We start from the raw sequence: 16982 nt of genomic DNA on the forward strand, positions 1-16982 counted from the left end.
GAATAGCAAGAGGTACTAAATACCCAATTGGGCACTAGATCATCTCGTTACGGAAAAATCCCGAATTTGTGGGGTTCATGCGGCTTGACGCGTTTTGCGGGGTGACGAAGACTTCCCTCGAACTTCGCGTGATCCACTCCGGGCCGGCCCCCCTCCCCGGAAGGCACGCCAGATGGAGGAACTCGATGAGTAGCTCTCCCCGGAGAGCGCGTCGCTATGCCGCCGCGCTCGCACTCCCCCTGGCGATCACTCTGAACGCCCTCCCGGCGCTCGCCGATCCTTCCCCGGATCCGGTCCCGCCGGACCGGGCCTCCAGCACCGCGCAGAACGGCGTAGCGCTCATGCGCGTCGTCGTCGCCGACCAGGCGGGCGTGGACAAGCTGGTCGCCATGGGCGTCGACCTGGCCGAATACACCAAGCCCGTCGACGGCGGCATCGAGGTGCACGCCGTGCTCAGCCCCGACGAGGCGCGGAGCCTGCGCGACCAGGGCTTCGACGTCCGCGACGCCATCTCCGACCAGAGCGACTACGCCGCGAACCTGGCAGAACGGCGGCAGGCTCTCGCCGTCGCATCGGCCGACGCGGCCGAGACCGACACACTGACCCCGCTGCGCGCCGAGTGGTTCACCAGCCTCGACAACCAGCGCTTCCTGTCGGTGGAAGTGAAGACGAGCGCGACCGACGCCCAGACCGTGCTCACCGCCACCTGGGACAGCGGCCCCGGCACGGCCCCCGACTCCGGCGGCTCGACGACGATGTCCCGCTTCACCGACGCGGGCCAGTACATGTACCACCGGTTCAACTCGCCGCTGCCGATCACGGAGACCCCCACCCAGGTCACGATCACCAGCAGCCGGGGCGGCACGGTCACCGTGCCGGTGACCAAGTGGCTGGGCGAGCCGCGCAAGGCGCCGGGCAAGCACTACGTGCAGGACTTCGTCGACCACTACATGGACCCCACCGAGGTCACCGGCCGGATCGTGGCGCTGGCCAAGCAGTTCCCGAACATCTCGGAGATCATCGACCTCCCGTACAAGACGAACGGCTACCGCCGCCAGGCGCAGGCGCAGTTCGGCAGCGGCTCGGGGAGCGCGCTGGCGAGCACGTTCTACGTGACGTCCAAGGCGTACGGCAGCGAGGGCGGCAACGACGTCAGCGTCGCGCTGGCGAACCCCGGCACCGCCTCGGCCCCGCTCTCGGTCACCGTCAACGGCAAGGACGTCGTGGTCAACCTGGCGACGGACGCCTCCGGCTCGGTCACCAGCACGGCCTCCGAGGTGGTCGCCGCGCTGAACGGCGACCCCGCGGCCTCGGCGCTGCTGACCGCCGCCCTCTATCGCACCAGCCCGGGCACCGGCGTGGTGGCCGCGGCCGCGGCGACGAAGCTGACCGACGGCCTGAAGGCGCCGGCGACCGTCTCGCGCCAGCCGTTCCAGATGAAGGCGCTGCGCATCGGCAAGAGCCGGGACGGCTCGAAGACCGGGGTGTTCCTCTACTGCCAGGAGCACGCCCGCGAGTGGGTGACCCCGCTGACCTGTGTGGAGACCGCCGAGCGGCTGCTGCGCAACTACGCGCTCGACGCGGACACCAAGAAGCTGGTGAACAACCTCGACATCTTCATCGTGCCGACGATCAACCCCGACGGCGCGCACTACTCGATGTACGACTACAACATGCAGCGCAAGAACATGGTGAACTACTGCGCTGCCGACGGGTCGGACCCGGCGCGCCGCAACTCCTGGGGCGTCGACCTCAACCGCAACTTCTCGGTGGGCAGCGCTTTCGACGGCTACGTCGGCGGTTCGACCACCTGCACCGGTGAGACCTACTCCGGGCCGTCCGAGCTGTCGGAGCCGGAGACCCGCAACGAGGTCTGGCTGACGGAGCAGTACCCGAACATCAAGTTCGCGATGAACACCCACTCCTACGGCGGCTACTTCATGTGGCCTCCGGGGGCGTACAAGAGCGCCGGGCGCGAGACGCTGCCGCGGCCGGACCTGGGCACCGAGGAGTACTTCTGGAACGCCTCCGCCCACATCCTGTCGGCCGTGCAGGGCTGGCGCGGCACGGCCATCTGGCCGGGGCGCACCGGTCCGGTGATCGACGTGCTCTACTCGGCGGCCGGCAACAGCGCCGACGAGTTCTGGTACAACAAGGGCATCATCGGCTGGGACTTCGAGGTCGGCGCGGACGTCTACGACCCGGCGACCAACAGGTACACCTCGGTCGGCTTCCAGCCTCCGTTCGAGGAGGGCCACGAGGAGGCGATGGAGTTCTCCAACGGCCAGATCGGCATCCTCGAAGTCGCCCAGGCGTACGAGAAGGACAAGCAGAAGCCCGAGTCGAAGCTCGTGGTGACCGACAGGACCGACACCTCGGCCACGTTCACCTTCACCGTGGACGAGCCGGCGAACGTCTACTACACCCTCGACGGCAGCCGGCCGACGCTGAGCTCGCCCAAGCTGACCTCGTCGGGCATGCGCGAGGGCGCCGCGAAGATCACTGTCGACAAGACGACAGAGGTGCACTGGTTCGCCATGGACCTCGCGGGCAACATCGAGAAGAACTACAAGCCGGACGGCAACGGCAAGAACTACAACAAGGAGACCGTCACCGTCGACAAGGCGCCGGTGGTGCCGCTGACCGTGACCGCCTCGTCCCGTTGCACGGGCAGCTCGGCGTACGTCGCCGCGACGGCCGTCAACGCCGGTGACGGGCCGGCGACGGTGGAGCTGACCACCCCGTACGGTTCCAAGACGGTGGCCGACGTGGCCCCGGGCAAGCAGGCCTACCAGTCCTTCAACACCCGGGCCGGGAGCATCGACGCCGGCACGGTCACCGTGAAGGCGACCGCCACGATCGACGGCAAGCAGGTCACCTCGTCCTACGACGCCGCCTACAGCGCGGCCGACTGCCACTGAGCCGCTGACACCGCTGTAGCACAGACCCGGGGCCGGCCGCCCATCCGGCCGGCCCCGCCCCCCATAAATGGAGCGATCCGCATGAGAATCACCAGGACCACACAGATAATCGCCGCCTCCGTGCTCGGCCTGGCCCTCGCCGCCGCGGCCACCCCCGCGCTGGCCGACGACGACCCCGCCGGCACCGGCGGCATCGACGTGTCGGTGAACATCCAGCCGACCACCACCCCCGGCCAGCTGTCGATGACGGTGGCCGACAACACGGGGGTGTCGCTGGAGGAGAACGGCTCGGACGCCACCGCCCGCCAGTTCACCGGCACCCTGCCGACGGTCACCGTGACCGACACCCGCACCCCCGAGGAGATCCCCGACGGTGAGTACTGGGCGGTCGTGGGCCAGGCCAGCGAGTTCGTCGCGACCGACGACCCGAGCAAGACCATCGGCCCGGAATACCTGGGCTGGCGGCCCCACCTGCTGAGCGACTCCTCCACCGGCTCGGTGGCGGCCGGTGAGCCGGTCTCCAGCGCCATCTCCGACGGCACCGGCGCTCCCACGGTCGGTCTGCAGGGGCAGGAGCTGCTGGTCTCCACCGCCAACTCCGCCGACGAGATCGGCACTTCGGAGGTCAACGCCGATCTGGCCCTGCGCACCCCGGTCGACGTCGCCGCCGGCGAATACCACTCCACCATCACGCTGTCGCTGTTCAACCAGTCCTGACCGGGCGGGTCCGCACCAGTCCCGTCCAGGACGATGTGACGCAGGGTTAGGAAATCCTGACGTAGCGGATTGTTGACCGGGCGGTCAATCAGGCAGACCGTCAGATAACAGGTCACCTCTCCCCGTACGGAGGCACGGATGGATCTCACGAGATCGTTGTCCGACGTCGTCGCCCTCGTCGCCGGGCTGGTCGCGGTGCTCGCACCGTTCTTCTGGGCCGACGCCCAGGCGGCCACGCAACCACTGCTCATCCTCGGCGCCCTGCTCGTCGTCTCCGCCCTGTGGTCCATCCTGGGCGCGGGCGGCGCCAGCTCCTGGGTGACCGCGGCGTTCGGCGCTCTGCTGCTCGTCTCCCCCTGGGCGTTCGGCTTCGACGGCGACTCCGCCTCTGCGTGGACCGCCTGGATCACCGGCGGCGTCACCGTCATCGTCGGTCTGCTGACCGTCCTGCAGGTGCGCGGCCGCACGACCGTCGCCGCCTGACTCCCCTACCGCCCCACCCACGCGTACGGCCCCGCCGCCCGTCGTCCCCCCGGCGACAGGCGGCGGGGCCGTACGTCTTTGCGTCCCTCCGGCTCGCACGGCCGGCACGGGGACGGCGTGCGACAGGGCGGCGGCGGTGCGACGACAGGGGATGGCGGAGACAGGGGGCCTCACCTGCGCGGGGACCAGAGTCGCGCTTATCACTCCACAGGCGGCATGTCGCCCCTTGACTTTGGCGCGATCTCCACTCAGTCTGTTGCGCATAGCGCTTCCTGTTCCACCTTACGAAACTGGGAAACCCTCGCATGATTCCTGCGTGCCCCCTCGCCGCCCTGCCCAGGGGTGAGGCCCTCCGAATCGAGACAGATCCCCCGATCGCCGTCTTCCACACAGAGGACGGTGAACTGTACGCGGTGGACGACACCTGTACGCACCAGGACGCGTCGCTCGCGGACGGGTGGCTGGAAGGGTGCGAGGTGGAGTGCCCCCTGCACGCGTCGCGCTTCGACCTGCGCACGGGCCAGGTGGACGCTCCTCCCGCGAAGCTGCCGGTGCGCACCCACCAGGTGGTGGTCCAGGACGAGACCGTCTACGTCGTGCCGTCGGACCTGCCGCCGAACCTGCCGCCCGGCGTCCGCACCGGTTCGGCCTGAGACGCCGTGAGGGTGTCGTGAAAGCCGTGAGGATGTCGTGAAATCGGTCGCTGTCGTCGGCGCGTCGCTCGCCGGGCTGTCGGCGGCCCGCGCGCTGCGCGCCCAGGGCTTCGACGGGCGCCTGACGATCGTCGGGGCCGAGCCGCACCGCCCCTACGACCGTCCCCCGCTGTCCAAGGAGTTCCTCACCGGGCAGATGACGACGGCCGATCTCGCTCTGGAGGGCGACGACGAGGACCTCGGCGCCGAGTGGCGGCTGGGCGTCGCCGCCACCGGCCTCGACCGGGGGCGGTCGCTGCGCGTCGCGCTCGCCGACGGCTCCGCGGTCGAGGCCGACGGCGTGGTCATCGCCACCGGCGCGGTCGCCCGCACCCTCGGGGGTGGTCTCGCCGGCGTGCACACGCTGCGCACGATCGACGACGCGGCGGCCCTGCGGGCCGACCTCGGCGCCGCCCGGCGGCTCGTGGTGATCGGGGCCGGGTTCATCGGCGCGGAGGTCGCCTGCGTCGCCCGCACGCTCGGCCTCGACGTGACGATCGTCGAGGCCGCGCCCGCGCCGTTCGCCCGCGCGCTCGGGCCCGAGATGGGCACCGCGCTCGCCGGGCTGCACGAGGACAACGGCGTGCGCCTCATCTGCGGCGCCGCCGTACGCGGCCTGACGGGCGAGGGCCGCGTCGACGGCGTGCTGCTCGACGACGGACGCCGCCTGGACGCCGACGTGGTGCTCGTCGGCATCGGCGCGCGGCCGGTCGTGGAGTGGCTCGACGGCAGCGGGGTGCTGCTCGGCGACGGCGTCGTCTGCGACGCGGGCGGCGCGACGAACGTGCCGGGAGTCGTCGCGGTCGGCGACTGCGCCGCCTGGTTCGACCCCGCTCTCGACGCCCACCTGCGCGTGGAGCACTGGACCGGCGCCGCCCGGCGTCCCGCCACTGCCGCGCGGACGCTGCTGTCCGGCGGCGCGGCCGTGCCGGACACGCTCGCGCCGCCCTACCTGTGGTCCGACCAGTACGGCATGCGCGTGCAGTTCGCCGGGCACACGCTGCCGGGAGACGAGGTGAGCGTCGAGGAGGGCGACCTCGCGTCCCGCCGTTTCCTGGCCGTCTACCGGCGGGAGGGCCGCACGGTCGCGGTGCTCGGGGTCGACCAGCCGCGCTCGTTCACCCGGTGGCGACGCCGCGTGAACGAGCCCGCCGGGGCGCGATGAGCGCCGTCACCCACCGTGGCCGAGACGGTGGCTGATGTCGGCGGCGCCCGCGACGAGCACGGGCGCGAGCTCGTGCATGCGCTCCTCGCTGAACCGGTAGGCCGGGCCGGAGGCGCTGACGGCGGCCACCACCTCGCCCTCGTGGGAGCGGATGGGCGCGGCGATGGCGTTCAGCCCGATCTCGTACTCCTCCACGGTGACCGCGTAGCCCTGCCGCAGCGCCTCGGCGAGCTGCCGGCGCAGCTCGCCCGCGTCGGTCACCGTGGCCGGGGTGAAGCGCTCCAGCCCGGCGGCGGCGATGAGCCGTTCGCGGCGCCGCTCGTCGAGGTGGGCGAGCAGGACCTTGCCGCTCGACGTGGCGTGCAGGGGGGTGGGCTGGCCCACCCAGTTGTGCGCGGTCACGGCCGCCTGGCCGCGCACCTGGTCGAGGTTGATGGCGTAGTGGGACCGCGCGACGGCGATGTTGACGGTCTCGCCGATCTCCTCGGCGAGACGCCGGCACACCGGGCGGCTCTGCTGGACGAGGTCGAGCCGCGCGGCCACCCCGGCGGCGAGCCGGACGATGCCGAAGCCGAGGCGATATTTGCCGCGGTCTTCGGCCTGCTCGGCCAGGCCGCGCGCCTCGAGCGCGCCGAGAAGCCGGAACGCGGTGGACTTGTGGACGCCGATCTCCGCCGCGACCTCGCTCACGCCGGCCTCGCCGCGCTGGGAGAGGATCTCCAGGATCGTGACGGCCCGGTCCACCGACTGGACGCCGCCGCTTCCCTCGGACCTCGCGGCGGTCTCGTCGGCCCCCGCGAGATCGGGGTCCGGCGCGTGACGTTGCGAATGCTGCACTCTATTGCGCATATCAATATCATCCTGCCCGGGAGGCGGACATGTATGACTTTGTCATCGTCGGTGGTGGATCAGCGGGGAGCGCGCTCGCGAACCGGCTGTCGGCCGACCCCTCGAACCGCGTGCTCGTGCTGGAGGCGGGCCGTCCCGACTACCTGTGGGACGTGTTCATCCACATGCCCGCGGCGCTGATGTTCCCCATCGGCAGCCGGTTCTACGACTGGAAGTACGAGTCCGAGCCCGAGCCCTACATGCACGGCCGGCGGATCTACCACGCCCGCGGGAAGGTCCTCGGCGGGTCGAGCAGCATCAACGGCATGATCTTCCAGCGCGGCAACCCGATGGACTACGAGCGCTGGGGCGCCGATCCGGGCATGGAGACCTGGGACTTCGCGCACTGCCTGCCGTACTTCAAGCGGATGGAGAACTGCCTGGCCGCCGACCCGTCCGACCCGATGCGCGGGCACGACGGGCCGCTGGTGCTGGAGCGCGGCCCGGCGAAGAACCCGCTGTTCAAGGCGTTCTTCGAGGCCGTGCAGCAGGCGGGCTACCCGCTGACCGACGACGTGAACGGCTACCGCCAGGAGGGCTTCGCGCCGTTCGACCGCAACCTGCGCCGCGGGCGCCGCCTGTCGGCCGCCCGGGCCTACCTCCACCCCGTGATGGACCGCCCGAACCTCACGGTCAAGACCCGGGCGTTCGTCACGAAGATCCTGTTCGAGGGCAAGCGCGCGGTCGGCGTCGAGTTCGACGGCAAGCGGGTGCGGGCCGGGGAGGTCATCCTCTGCGGCGGCGCGATCAACTCCCCGCAGCTCCTGCAGCTGTCCGGCGTGGGCGACGCCGACCACCTGAAGGCGCACGGCATCGACGTGGTCCACGACCTGCCCGGCGTGGGCGAGAACCTCCAGGACCACCTGGAGGTCTACATCCAGTACGCCTGCAAGCAGCCGGTGTCGATGCAGCCCGCGATGAAGTGGCGCAACCGGCCGATGGTCGGCGCCCAGTGGCTGTTCCTGCGCAAGGGCCCCGGCGCGACCAACCACTTCGAGGCCGGCGGCTTCGTGCGCGGCAACGAGGACGTCGACTACCCCAACCTGATGTTCCACTTCCTGCCCGTCGCCGTACGGTATGACGGCAGCGCGCCGGCCGGCGGGCACGGCTACCAGGTGCACATCGGGCCGATGTACTCCGACGCCCGCGGCTCCGTGAAGATCAAGAGCGCCGACCCCCGGGTGAAGCCCGCGCTGCGGTTCAACTACCTGTCCACCGACCAGGACCGCCGCGAGTGGGTCGAGGCCGTACGAGTGGCCCGCGACATCCTCAACCAGCCCGCCATGGACGCGTTCAACGGCGGCGAGCTGTCGCCCGGCCTTGAGGTCGAGACCGACGAGCAGATCCTCGACTGGGTGGCCAAGGACGGCGAGACCGCGCTGCACCCCTCCTGCACGGCCAAGATGGGCGTGGACGAGATGTCCGTGGTCGACCCGCTGACGATGCGAGTGCACGGCCTGGAGGGCCTGCGGGTCGTGGACGCCTCGGTCATGCCGTACGTGACGAACGGCAACATCTACGCGCCCGTGATGATGGTCGCGGAGAAGGCGGCCGACCTGATCCTCGGTAACACTCCCCTGGCCCCCGAGCCGGTGGAGTTCTACCGGCACAGGAAGGACGCCTGAGATGAAGGACCTGCACATCGGCGGGGAGTGGCGCGACGCTGCCGAGGGCGGCCGGCGCGAGATCCACTGCCCGGCCGACGGGCGGCACGTGGCCACGGTCGCGGAGGCCACCCGCGCCGACACCGAGGCCGCGATCGCGGCGGCCCGGCGGGCGTTCGACGATGGCCCGTGGCCGCGTACGCCGGAGCGGGAGCGCGGGGCGCTGCTGCTGCGGGTGGCCGCTCTGCTGGAGCGCGACAAGGCCGAGATCGCGCGGGCGGAGTCGCTGGACACCGGCAAGCGCCTGGTGGAAAGCGAGTATGACGTCGACGACGTGATCGCGTGTTTCCGCTACTTCGGCGGGATCGCGGGCACGGACGCGGGCCGGGTGGTCGACACCGGGCGCGCCGACGCGATCAGCCGGGTGGTGTACGAGCCGGTCGGCGTCTGCGGCCTGATCACGCCGTGGAACTACCCGCTGCTGCAGACCTCCTGGAAGGTGGCGCCCGCGCTGGTGGCCGGGAACACCTTCGTGCTCAAGCCGAGCGAGCTGACCCCGTCGACCGCGATCCTGCTGATGCGGCTGCTGGAGGAGGCGGGCCTGCCCCCGGGCGTGGGCAACCTCGTGCTCGGGGCCGGCGCGGAGGCGGGCGCGCCGCTGGCCGAGCACCCGGACGTCGACCTGGTCTCGTTCACCGGCGGGCCGGCGACGGGCCGGTGGATCATGGCCGCCGCCGCGCGGACGGTCAAGCGGGTCGCCCTGGAGCTGGGCGGCAAGAACCCCAACATCGTCTTCGCCGACGCGGACTTCGACACCGCGGTCGACTTCGCCGTGACCGCCGTCTTCCTGCACTCGGGGCAGGTCTGCTCGGCCGGTGCGCGGCTGCTGGTGGAGGACTCCATCCACGAGAAGTTCGTGGACGCGGTGGTGCGCCGGGCCGAGCGGATCAGGCTGGGCGGGCCGTTCGACCCCGAGGCCGAGACCGGGCCGCTGATCTCTGCCGCGCATCTGGCCAAGGTCGAGGCGTACGTCGAGGCGGGGATCGCCGAGGGCGCGAAACTGCGCTGCGGCGGGCGGCGGCTGGAGGGCGAGGGCTACTTCTTCCCGCCGACCGTGCTGGACGGCTGCCACCGCGACATGCGGGTCGTCCGGGAGGAGTCGTTCGGGCCGGTGCTGACGGTGGAGCGGTTCTCCGGTGAGGACGAGGCCGTCGCGCTGGGCAACGACACCGACTATGGCCTCGCCGGGGCCGTGTGGACGACCGACGCGGGCAAGGCGCAGCGGGTGGCCGCCCGGCTGCGGCACGGCACCGTGTGGATCAACGACTATCACCCCTATGTGCCGCAGGCGGAGTGGGGCGGGTTCAAGCAGTCGGGCGTCGGCCGGGAGCTCGGCCCGACCGGCCTGAACGAATACCGCGAGATCAAGCACATCTGGCAGAACACCGATCCCCGCCCCCAGCACTGGTTCCGCCCCTGAGTCAGGCGCCGTACGCGGCGAGGAACTCCCCGATGCGCGCGTCCATCTCGGGCGGCGCCGCGAGGGGCAGGGTGTGATGGGTGGCCCCGGGCAGCACGGCCGTCTCCACGCGCGGCAGGAGCGCCGCGGCGGAGGCGGCCACCCGGCCGATGTCGTGCGCCCTGCTGCGCTCGGCCAGAAGAAGAAGCACCGGAAGCCGCAGCGCCCGCAGCGCCTCCGGGGCGGGACGCGGCCCGGTCAGGGGTCGGGCGGCGGGGAAGGCGGCGGCCAGGTCGTAGAGGCGCAGCCACGTCTCGTCGAGCGCCGCGTGCCCCGTCTCCCAGGCGAGGAACGCGCGGCGCCGCCGTACGGTCGGGTGGAGCAGCATCGGCAGGGCGCGCAGCAGGTAGCGGCGGGAGAACCCGGCGAAGCAGTTGGTCGGATCGACCAGCACCAGGGCCCGCACCCTGCCGGGCGCGTGCCCCGCGTGATGGAGCGCGTAGTGGAGTGCGCTCCACGCGCCGTAGGAATGGCCGCACAGAAACACCCGTGAGGCGCCGAGCCCGTCGAGCACGGCGTCGAGCCAGGCCATCTGGTCGCCGAGTTTCCGGATCGGCCGCTCGCCGGCGACGCTGCGTCCCGCGTCGCCGACGGTGTCGACCGCGTGCACGCGGTAGGCCGTGCCGAGCGCCGTCGCCGTGCCGTACCAGACGGTCGAGGTGGTCCCGCCTCCGTGCAGGAGGACCACCGGCGGCGCGTCCGCGGGGCCGACGGAGTTGACGTGGGTCGTGCCGTACGGCGTGCGGATCTCCGCCTGCTCGGTGGAGGCGGGCCAGCGCGCCGCCAGGACGGCGTCGTAGGCCGCGAGAAACCCGTCGTCAGCGCTCGTCATGCCTGCCCCTCACAATGTCTCGCTAAGCAATAATCTCGTTGAACGAGATAATAGGAGTGGGTCATGTCGGGTGGGCACGAGGGTCCGGAGATGGAGATCTTCCATCTGCTGCGGGCGGTCACGGTGGAATACGGCCTGCGGCAGGCGGAGTTCGCGGCCGAGCACGGCATGCACGTCACCGACGTGCGGGCGCTCATCTGCCTGCTCGACGCGGAGCGGGCCGGGATCGACGCCACGGCAGGCTTCCTCGGCGCCGGGCTTGGCCTCAACTCGGCGGGCACCACGGGGGTCGTCGACCGGCTCGAACGGCTCGGCCTGGTCAGCCGGGTCCGCGACGTCAAGGACCGGCGGCGGGTCCTGCTGAGAGTCGAAGACCGCGCCAAGGAACTGGGGTGGCGCCACTTCGGGCCGCTCATCGACACGGCGGTCACGGTCCTGTCCGGTTTCGACGAACGGGAGACGGCCGCGGTGCGCCACTTCCTCCGTACGACGCTCGACGCGTTGCGGACGTGAAGGCGCATGCTGGGGGCATGGACGTGTCCGTACGCTTCTCGCCCGAGCTGTGGATCTTCCTCGCGCCGCGCAACCGGCGGCCCGAGGTGGCCGTGCCGTACGACGGGACGTCCTCGCTCGGCCACCTGATCGAGTCGGCGGGCGTGCCGCTGACCGAGGCCGGCACATTCCTGGCGGGTGGCCGCCCGGTCGAGCGGTCGTACCGGCCGGGCCCGGACGAGGTGGTGGAGGTGCCGCCCGTGCCCAGGCCGCAGGCCGTGCCCGACTGCCGGTTCGTCCTCGACGTCCACCTGGGGACGCTGGCGCGGCGGCTGCGCCTGGTCGGCCTGGACACCGCCTATCGCAACGACATGGACGACGACGCCCTGATCGAGCAGGCCGACGCCGAAGACCGGGTGCTGCTCACGCAGGACCGGGGCATCCTGCGGCGCCGGTCGCTGCGGCACGGCGCGTACGTGCGCGGGGCCAGGCCGGACGACCAGTTCCTCGATGTGCTCGACCGCTTCCGGCCGCCGCTGGCCCCGTGGACCCGATGCACGGCCTGCAACGGGCGGCTCGCCCCGGTCGGCAAGGCCGAGGTGGAGGACGCGCTTGAGCCCGGCACGCGGCGCAGCTATGACGAGTTCGCCCGCTGCCTCGACTGCGGCCGGATCTACTGGCGGGGCGCCCACGGCGGCGACCTCGCGGCCGTCGTCGGCCGCGCCCTCCACGCCGTACGTGCCGGTCAGCGGTCATGAGTTGCGTCTCCCGTAAGGGGAGACGCGAGGGTGGGGGCATGGACGGCGACACGCTCTATTCGATCGGTGAGCTGGCACGGCGGACCGGGCTGACGGTCAAGGCCGTCCGGTTCTACGCCGACCGCGGGATCGTGCCGCCCACCGGCCGCAGCCCGGCCGGCCACCGCCTCTACGACGCCGACGCCGCCGCCCGGCTCGAGCTCGTACGGACCCTGCGTGACCTGGGGATCGACCTGCCCACGATCCGGCGGGTCCTCGACCGGGAGCTGTCCCTGGCCCAGGTCGCGGCGGCGCACGCCGAGGCGCTGGCGACGCAGATCCGGGTGCTGCGCCTGCGGCGCGCGGTGGCGACGGCGGTGGCACGGCGCGGCTCCACCCCAGAGGAGATGGATCTCATGCACAGACTCGCCAGGCTTTCCGCGGACGAACGGCGACGCCTGATCGGCGGCTTTCTCGACGCCGCGTTCGGCGGCCTGGACGCGGACCTGACCGGAGTCAGGCGCACGATGACCCCCGAGCTGCCCGACGACCCCGAGGACGAGCAGGTCGAGGCGTGGATCGAGCTGGCCGGGCTGGCCCGCGACCCGGAGTTCGGCGCGCTCATGCGACGCCTGGCCGAACAGATCGTGGCCGACCAGGGCCGGGGGAACGTCCCACGCCCGGACGCGGTGGCGATCGTGCGCGACCACGTCGCCCCCGCGTTGGCCGCCGGCGCCGACCCCGCCTCACCGCAGGCCGCCGCGATCGTCGCCGCCGCGACCGCGCGGTACGCCTCCCTCGTCGGCCGGCCGGACGACGCCGCCCTCCGGCACCGGCTCCTGGCCCAGATCGACACCGCCCGGGACCCGCGCCGCCAGACGTACGTCCGGCTGCTCGCCGTGGTCAACGGCTGGCCGCCCCCGGACGACCCGACCCGCGCCCTCACCTGGTTCGCCGACGCCCTGCGCGCTTCGTGAGACACGCCCCGGCCCCTCCTGCGAAGATCACTCCGATATGTCGCCGCGCGCTCCGGAGTGTCCGCCATGACCGATGGCCGCCCAGCCTTCACCGAGGTGTTCGCCCACTACCGCGAGCTGCTGCGGAAGGAGCCGTGGCTGGAGACGGCCATCTGCTGGACGGTCGTCGTCCCGCACGAGCCCAGGCCGTTCTCCATCACCGGCATCGGAGCGCTGGTCAGCGGCGGAACCCCGCACGAGGTGCACGAGGCCGCCCCGCTGGAGGCCCTCCCCTTCCTCGACGGGGTCCATCCGATGTCGGTGGCGCCCGTGGGCCCGGCCGTGATGCTGTTCGAGAACAACGGAATCCTGGGCACCCAGCCCCACGTGCTGCGGCGGCTCAGCCGCGACGCACGGGTGTGCGGCGTCTACTGGAACGTGGAGGGCGACAACAGGCTGAACTACGCGGCCGGCGGTCGAGTGCTGGCCTCCCTCGACGCGATGTTCTGGGACGAGTGGACCGGCGACGACATCGCGGTGCTCGAACCCGAGCTGCGCGCCATGACCGAGCTGCCGGCCGGGGACGAGGACGACTGGCAGGCCGCCGCGATGGCCGTGGTCGAGCTGGTGACGGGGGTGCGGCTCACCGCCGAATGGCTGTCAGGGACGCATCCCTACCTCACCTTCCAGTGGCCCCTCGCGACGGAGCCGCCCGCGCCCGAGGAGCTCGCCGAACATCGCAACGACCCGGAGGTGCGGCTGAGGGACGCGGTCGAGGCCGCGCCGGAGTCGCGGCAGTTCGCCGCGCTCGCGCACCTGGCCGAGCTGCTCGCCGACCGGTTCCGCCTGGGCGGGTTCCCCGTCGTACGGGACGTATTGGCCGACCTCGCGTCGGGGCGGCGTGCCGGGGCGCAGCGAGTCGGAGAACTGGCCGAACGGCTCGTGGCGCCGCTGGCCCAGGAAGTCTTCCACGACGACGAGGAGGACGGGGAGGAGAACAGCGCGGACGACCTGTCGTTCGAGCAGGACCCGGCATGGCAGCGGATGCAGGCGGGGATCGCCCTGCAGATCGCCGCCCGCGGCCCGAAGGGCGCCGCCCTGACGGCCGTCGACATTCCGATGGTGTTCGACGCCTACCATCACGCCGGTCTGGCCCTGGGCGACGACTGGCCGGCGGCCCGCGAGACCCTCCGCCAGATCCTGTCCGCCACGGACGCCTGAACACCGCAGCCTCACGATCCGTTTGCCTTCGCCGGGTCGGCGACCAGCCCACCGATGACCGCGAACACCGCACCGATCGCCGCCATGTACAGCCCAGGGCCGACGCTGCTGCCATGAACGCCGACGACGACGCCGGAAGCTGCCGACCCCACCTGTCGTCATCGACCAACTGTGCCAACGTTCCAATTCAGGGGGTAGGCGCGGACGAGTGCCAGGCCCGGCGCACCGTGGCCTCATCCGGCCGACGTCGGCTGTGGGCGACCAGGCCGGCCGGCAGGGCGTACATGGCAGGGGGATCAGGCGATGGTGGCCTTCCAGCGGCCGCGCTGTAGGTGGATCGTCCCGTCTGGGCTGATGCGCACCTGAGCGCCGTACAAAGGCAGCGCGCCGTGCTGGAGCCAGTAGTCGCGGACTCGGTCCAGCTCGTCCCACAGGCGACGGGGACCCGCCTGGTGCACCACAGGCGGCTCCTGGCCCGCCTGCTCGGCCCGCGCCCACGACCCGTCAGCGTGCACCATCACCGCCGTCCGCACGCCGCCGTCCTCGGCGAAGTCGTGCTCGATGCTCGGCGCCAGGATCTCCAGCATCGACCGCACCTCCCACGACTCCTTGACGTCGAGCACAGGGAAGCGTGCCCGGGACACCTGCTCGCCCTCGGCGGTCCGCGCGACCTCGATGAGTTCGGTAAGGCCGGGCGGGTAGTCCGCCCCGGACCTGGTCGTCATGAACATCGCCCAGTCACGGGCGACCTGCCCGGCGGCTCCGCCGTCGTCGGTCTTGTCGGCCACCACGATGAGCGAGGTTTTCGCGACCGTGGTGACCAGCCGGCCGCCCGGCCGCAGCGCTTTCAGCCAGCCGGCCGGGATCGGGCGTACGGACACCATGGCGACGATCCGGTCGAACGTCCCGGGCAGCGGGCCGGTGGCGTCGACCGTGGCGATCGTCGGGTGGAGACCGGCGGCGTCCAGCCGCTCGGCGGCCGTCTTCGTGAGGTAGCCGTCGACGTCCACGCTCGTGACCCGAGGGTCGCCGAGCAGGGCGGTGAGGAGCCCGGCTCCGTACCCGGTGCCGGTGCCGACGTCGAGCACGTCGAGTCCGGGATGGATGCGGGCGTGGCCGAACATGCTCAGCACGAGGCTGGGGAGGGTCGAGGACGACGTCGGCAGCCCGCGCGGCCGGTCCTCCGGCGCAGCGTGGTCGGCGTGCAGAGGCCCGATCCGCGTGATCAGTGTGCGGTTGGAGTATGCCGCGCGCATCCACTGCTCGGGGTCGGCCGGGCCGTTCTGGAGCGTCATGCCGCCCGGGCCGGGCGCCCACCAGCGGGGCACGAGCAGATGCCGCGGCACCTCGCTGACCGGGGCACGCCACCGCGAGGCGGGATGCGTGACCCGGTCGGCCAGGGCTCGCGCGTGCGGGATCCAGTCCATGCCGTTCATTCTCCGCCGGAGGCGGGGTTGCACTCCGGCGCGTGACGTGCGGGGCTGGGTCGTGTCCAGGCCGGTCTCGCCGTCGTTGATGGTCGGACAGGCGACCAGGCCGTCGTACGCGGCCCGGCATCACGAGGTCGTGACGCCGCCCACGCGGCGCAGTGCCTCGGGTGTCAGGTCCTTGAGGGTGGGGTAGCCGTCGACGGCCATGATGAGGTCCGCTTCGGCCAGGATGGAGCGCAGCACGTGCACGACGCCGCCGACGCCGCCGATCGCGAGCGCGTACGCGTAGGGGCGGCCGATCCCCACCGCCGTGGCGCCCAGCGCCAGCGCCTTGACGACGTCGGCGCCGCTGCGCACACCCGAGTCGAACAGGACCGGCAGCCCGTCGGCGGCCTCGACCACGCCGGGCAGGCAGTCCAGGGCGGGCAGTCCTCCGTTGGCCTGCCGTCCGCCGTGGTTGGAACAGTAGATCGCGTCCACGCCGTGGTCCTTGGCGCGGCGGACGTCCTCGGGATGGCAGATGCCCTTGAGCATCAGCGGCAGCCGGGTCCGCGCGCGCAGCCAGTCGAGGTCGTCCCATCTGAACGGTCCGCCGAAGATCGGCATTGTGCGTACGAACACCTCGGTGGCGTCCTCGCCGGGACGCAGTCCCCGCCGGAACACGGGGTCGCTGGTGTAGTTGCTCAGGCATCCGCCGGGCACCTGCGGATAGTTCGATCCGCGCAGGTCGCGGGGCCGCCAGCCGGTGACCCAGGTGTCCAGGGTGACGGCGATGCCCTTGAACCCCGCCTCCTCGGCCCGGTGCACCAGGCTCTCGGCGAGATCCCGATCGGGCGGCGTGTAGAGCTGGAAGAAGCCGGGTGTGCCGCCGAGCTCCGCGGCGACGTCCTCCATCGGGTCGGCGGACAGCGTCGCCGCGAAGAACGGGACGTGCGTGCGAGCGGAGGCCCGTGCGCAGGCGAGGTCGCCGTGGCCGTCCTGGGCGCACACCCCGATCACCCCGATGGGCGCCATGAACACCGGCGAGGGCAGCCGTGTCCCGCACAACTCGATCGACATGTCGCGCTCGGCGGGCGCGACGAGCATGCGCGGATACAGGCCCCAGTGTGTGAACGCCTCGCGGTTGGCCCGCTGGGTGTGCTCGTCACCGGCGCCGCCCGCCACGTACGCCCAGATCTTCGGCGGCATCGCGGCCGACGCCCGTTTTTCCAGCTCCGCGAAGGTCATCGGATAGGGCGGCTGATGGCCGGTCTGCCCCTGGGCGTACAGCTCGTCCTGATACTTCGCGAAGCTCATACGGGCGCGTTACCCCCGGCAGGGTGCGC

The 16982-nt window shown here is 71.9% G+C and carries 15 protein-coding genes; 11 read left to right on the forward strand and 4 right to left on the reverse strand.

What is annotated here, in order from left to right; translation table 11 throughout:
- Positions 1-185: 185 nt before the first annotated feature.
- The 5 genes from OHB01_RS01165 to OHB01_RS01185 all read left to right on the forward strand — a co-directional run bounded on the left by OHB01_RS01165 (position 186) and on the right by OHB01_RS01185 (position 5978).
- A complete protein-coding gene (locus tag OHB01_RS01165; RefSeq protein WP_168066043.1) occupies positions 186-2921 on the forward strand; it encodes a M14 family metallopeptidase in 2736 nt (911 codons plus the stop codon).
- Between the two features lie 81 nt (positions 2922-3002).
- Positions 3003-3638 carry a hypothetical protein gene (locus OHB01_RS01170; protein WP_328709397.1) on the forward strand — a complete coding sequence of 212 codons (636 nt, stop codon included), beginning with the start codon at positions 3003-3005 and terminating at the stop codon, positions 3636-3638.
- 138 nt (positions 3639-3776) lie between these two features.
- A complete protein-coding gene (locus OHB01_RS01175) occupies positions 3777-4121 on the forward strand; it encodes an SPW repeat domain-containing protein (protein ID WP_142648592.1) in 345 nt (114 codons plus the stop codon).
- Positions 4122-4426: 305 nt separating this feature from the next.
- Positions 4427-4774 (forward strand): bifunctional 3-phenylpropionate/cinnamic acid dioxygenase ferredoxin subunit, encoded by a 348-nt coding sequence (locus OHB01_RS01180; RefSeq protein WP_142648591.1) that lies wholly within the window; start codon positions 4427-4429, stop codon positions 4772-4774.
- Between the two features lie 37 nt (positions 4775-4811).
- The gene (locus OHB01_RS01185) at positions 4812-5978 is read left to right on the forward strand and encodes an NAD(P)/FAD-dependent oxidoreductase (RefSeq protein ID WP_328854814.1); all 1167 of its coding nucleotides are present in this window, start codon (positions 4812-4814) and stop codon (positions 5976-5978) included.
- A gap of 6 nt (positions 5979-5984) precedes the next feature.
- Here OHB01_RS01185 and OHB01_RS01190 read toward each other — a convergent pair whose 3' ends face one another.
- Complete coding sequence (locus tag OHB01_RS01190; protein ID WP_142648589.1) at positions 5985-6827, reverse strand: IclR family transcriptional regulator; 843 nt, start codon at positions 6825-6827, stop codon at positions 5985-5987.
- A gap of 29 nt (positions 6828-6856) precedes the next feature.
- Here OHB01_RS01190 and betA point away from each other — a divergent pair, with 29 nt between their 5' ends.
- Positions 6857-8491 (forward strand): choline dehydrogenase, encoded by a 1635-nt coding sequence (betA, locus tag OHB01_RS01195; RefSeq protein ID WP_142648588.1) that lies wholly within the window; start codon positions 6857-6859, stop codon positions 8489-8491.
- A 1-nt stretch (position 8492) separates the two neighbouring features.
- On the forward strand, positions 8493-9950 hold the full coding sequence (locus tag OHB01_RS01200) for an aldehyde dehydrogenase family protein (protein ID WP_142648587.1): 1458 nt from the start codon (positions 8493-8495) through the stop codon (positions 9948-9950).
- A 1-nt stretch (position 9951) separates the two neighbouring features.
- Here the strand turns inward: OHB01_RS01200 and OHB01_RS01205 are convergent, their stop codons facing one another.
- Complete coding sequence (locus tag OHB01_RS01205; RefSeq protein ID WP_328709395.1) at positions 9952-10821, reverse strand: alpha/beta hydrolase; 870 nt, start codon at positions 10819-10821, stop codon at positions 9952-9954.
- Between the two features lie 63 nt (positions 10822-10884).
- On the opposite strand from OHB01_RS01205, the gene OHB01_RS01210 reads away from it, so the two are divergent.
- From OHB01_RS01210 to OHB01_RS01225, 4 genes are all read left to right on the forward strand, one after another.
- Positions 10885-11334, forward strand: a complete 450-nt coding sequence (locus OHB01_RS01210) for a MarR family winged helix-turn-helix transcriptional regulator (protein ID WP_142648585.1) — start codon at positions 10885-10887, stop codon at positions 11332-11334.
- Positions 11335-11351: 17 nt separating this feature from the next.
- Positions 11352-12071, forward strand: coding sequence for a Mut7-C RNAse domain-containing protein (locus OHB01_RS01215; protein ID WP_142648584.1), 720 nt, complete (start codon positions 11352-11354; stop codon positions 12069-12071).
- Between the two features lie 38 nt (positions 12072-12109).
- A complete protein-coding gene (locus tag OHB01_RS01220) occupies positions 12110-13027 on the forward strand; it encodes a MerR family transcriptional regulator (protein WP_328854815.1) in 918 nt (305 codons plus the stop codon).
- 66 nt (positions 13028-13093) lie between these two features.
- A complete protein-coding gene (locus tag OHB01_RS01225) occupies positions 13094-14227 on the forward strand; it encodes a DUF6461 domain-containing protein (protein WP_147943562.1) in 1134 nt (377 codons plus the stop codon).
- A gap of 296 nt (positions 14228-14523) precedes the next feature.
- Here OHB01_RS01225 and OHB01_RS01230 read toward each other — a convergent pair whose 3' ends face one another.
- Complete coding sequence (locus tag OHB01_RS01230; protein WP_147943563.1) at positions 14524-15654, reverse strand: methyltransferase domain-containing protein; 1131 nt, start codon at positions 15652-15654, stop codon at positions 14524-14526.
- 129 nt (positions 15655-15783) lie between these two features.
- Positions 15784-16953, reverse strand: coding sequence for an alpha-hydroxy-acid oxidizing protein (locus OHB01_RS01235; RefSeq protein ID WP_328709393.1), 1170 nt, complete (start codon positions 16951-16953; stop codon positions 15784-15786).
- Positions 16954-16982 lie beyond the last annotated feature (29 nt).

The sequence above is a fragment of the Microbispora hainanensis genome (genome assembly GCF_036186745.1).
In the GTDB taxonomy this organism is placed as follows: domain Bacteria; phylum Actinomycetota; class Actinomycetes; order Streptosporangiales; family Streptosporangiaceae; genus Microbispora.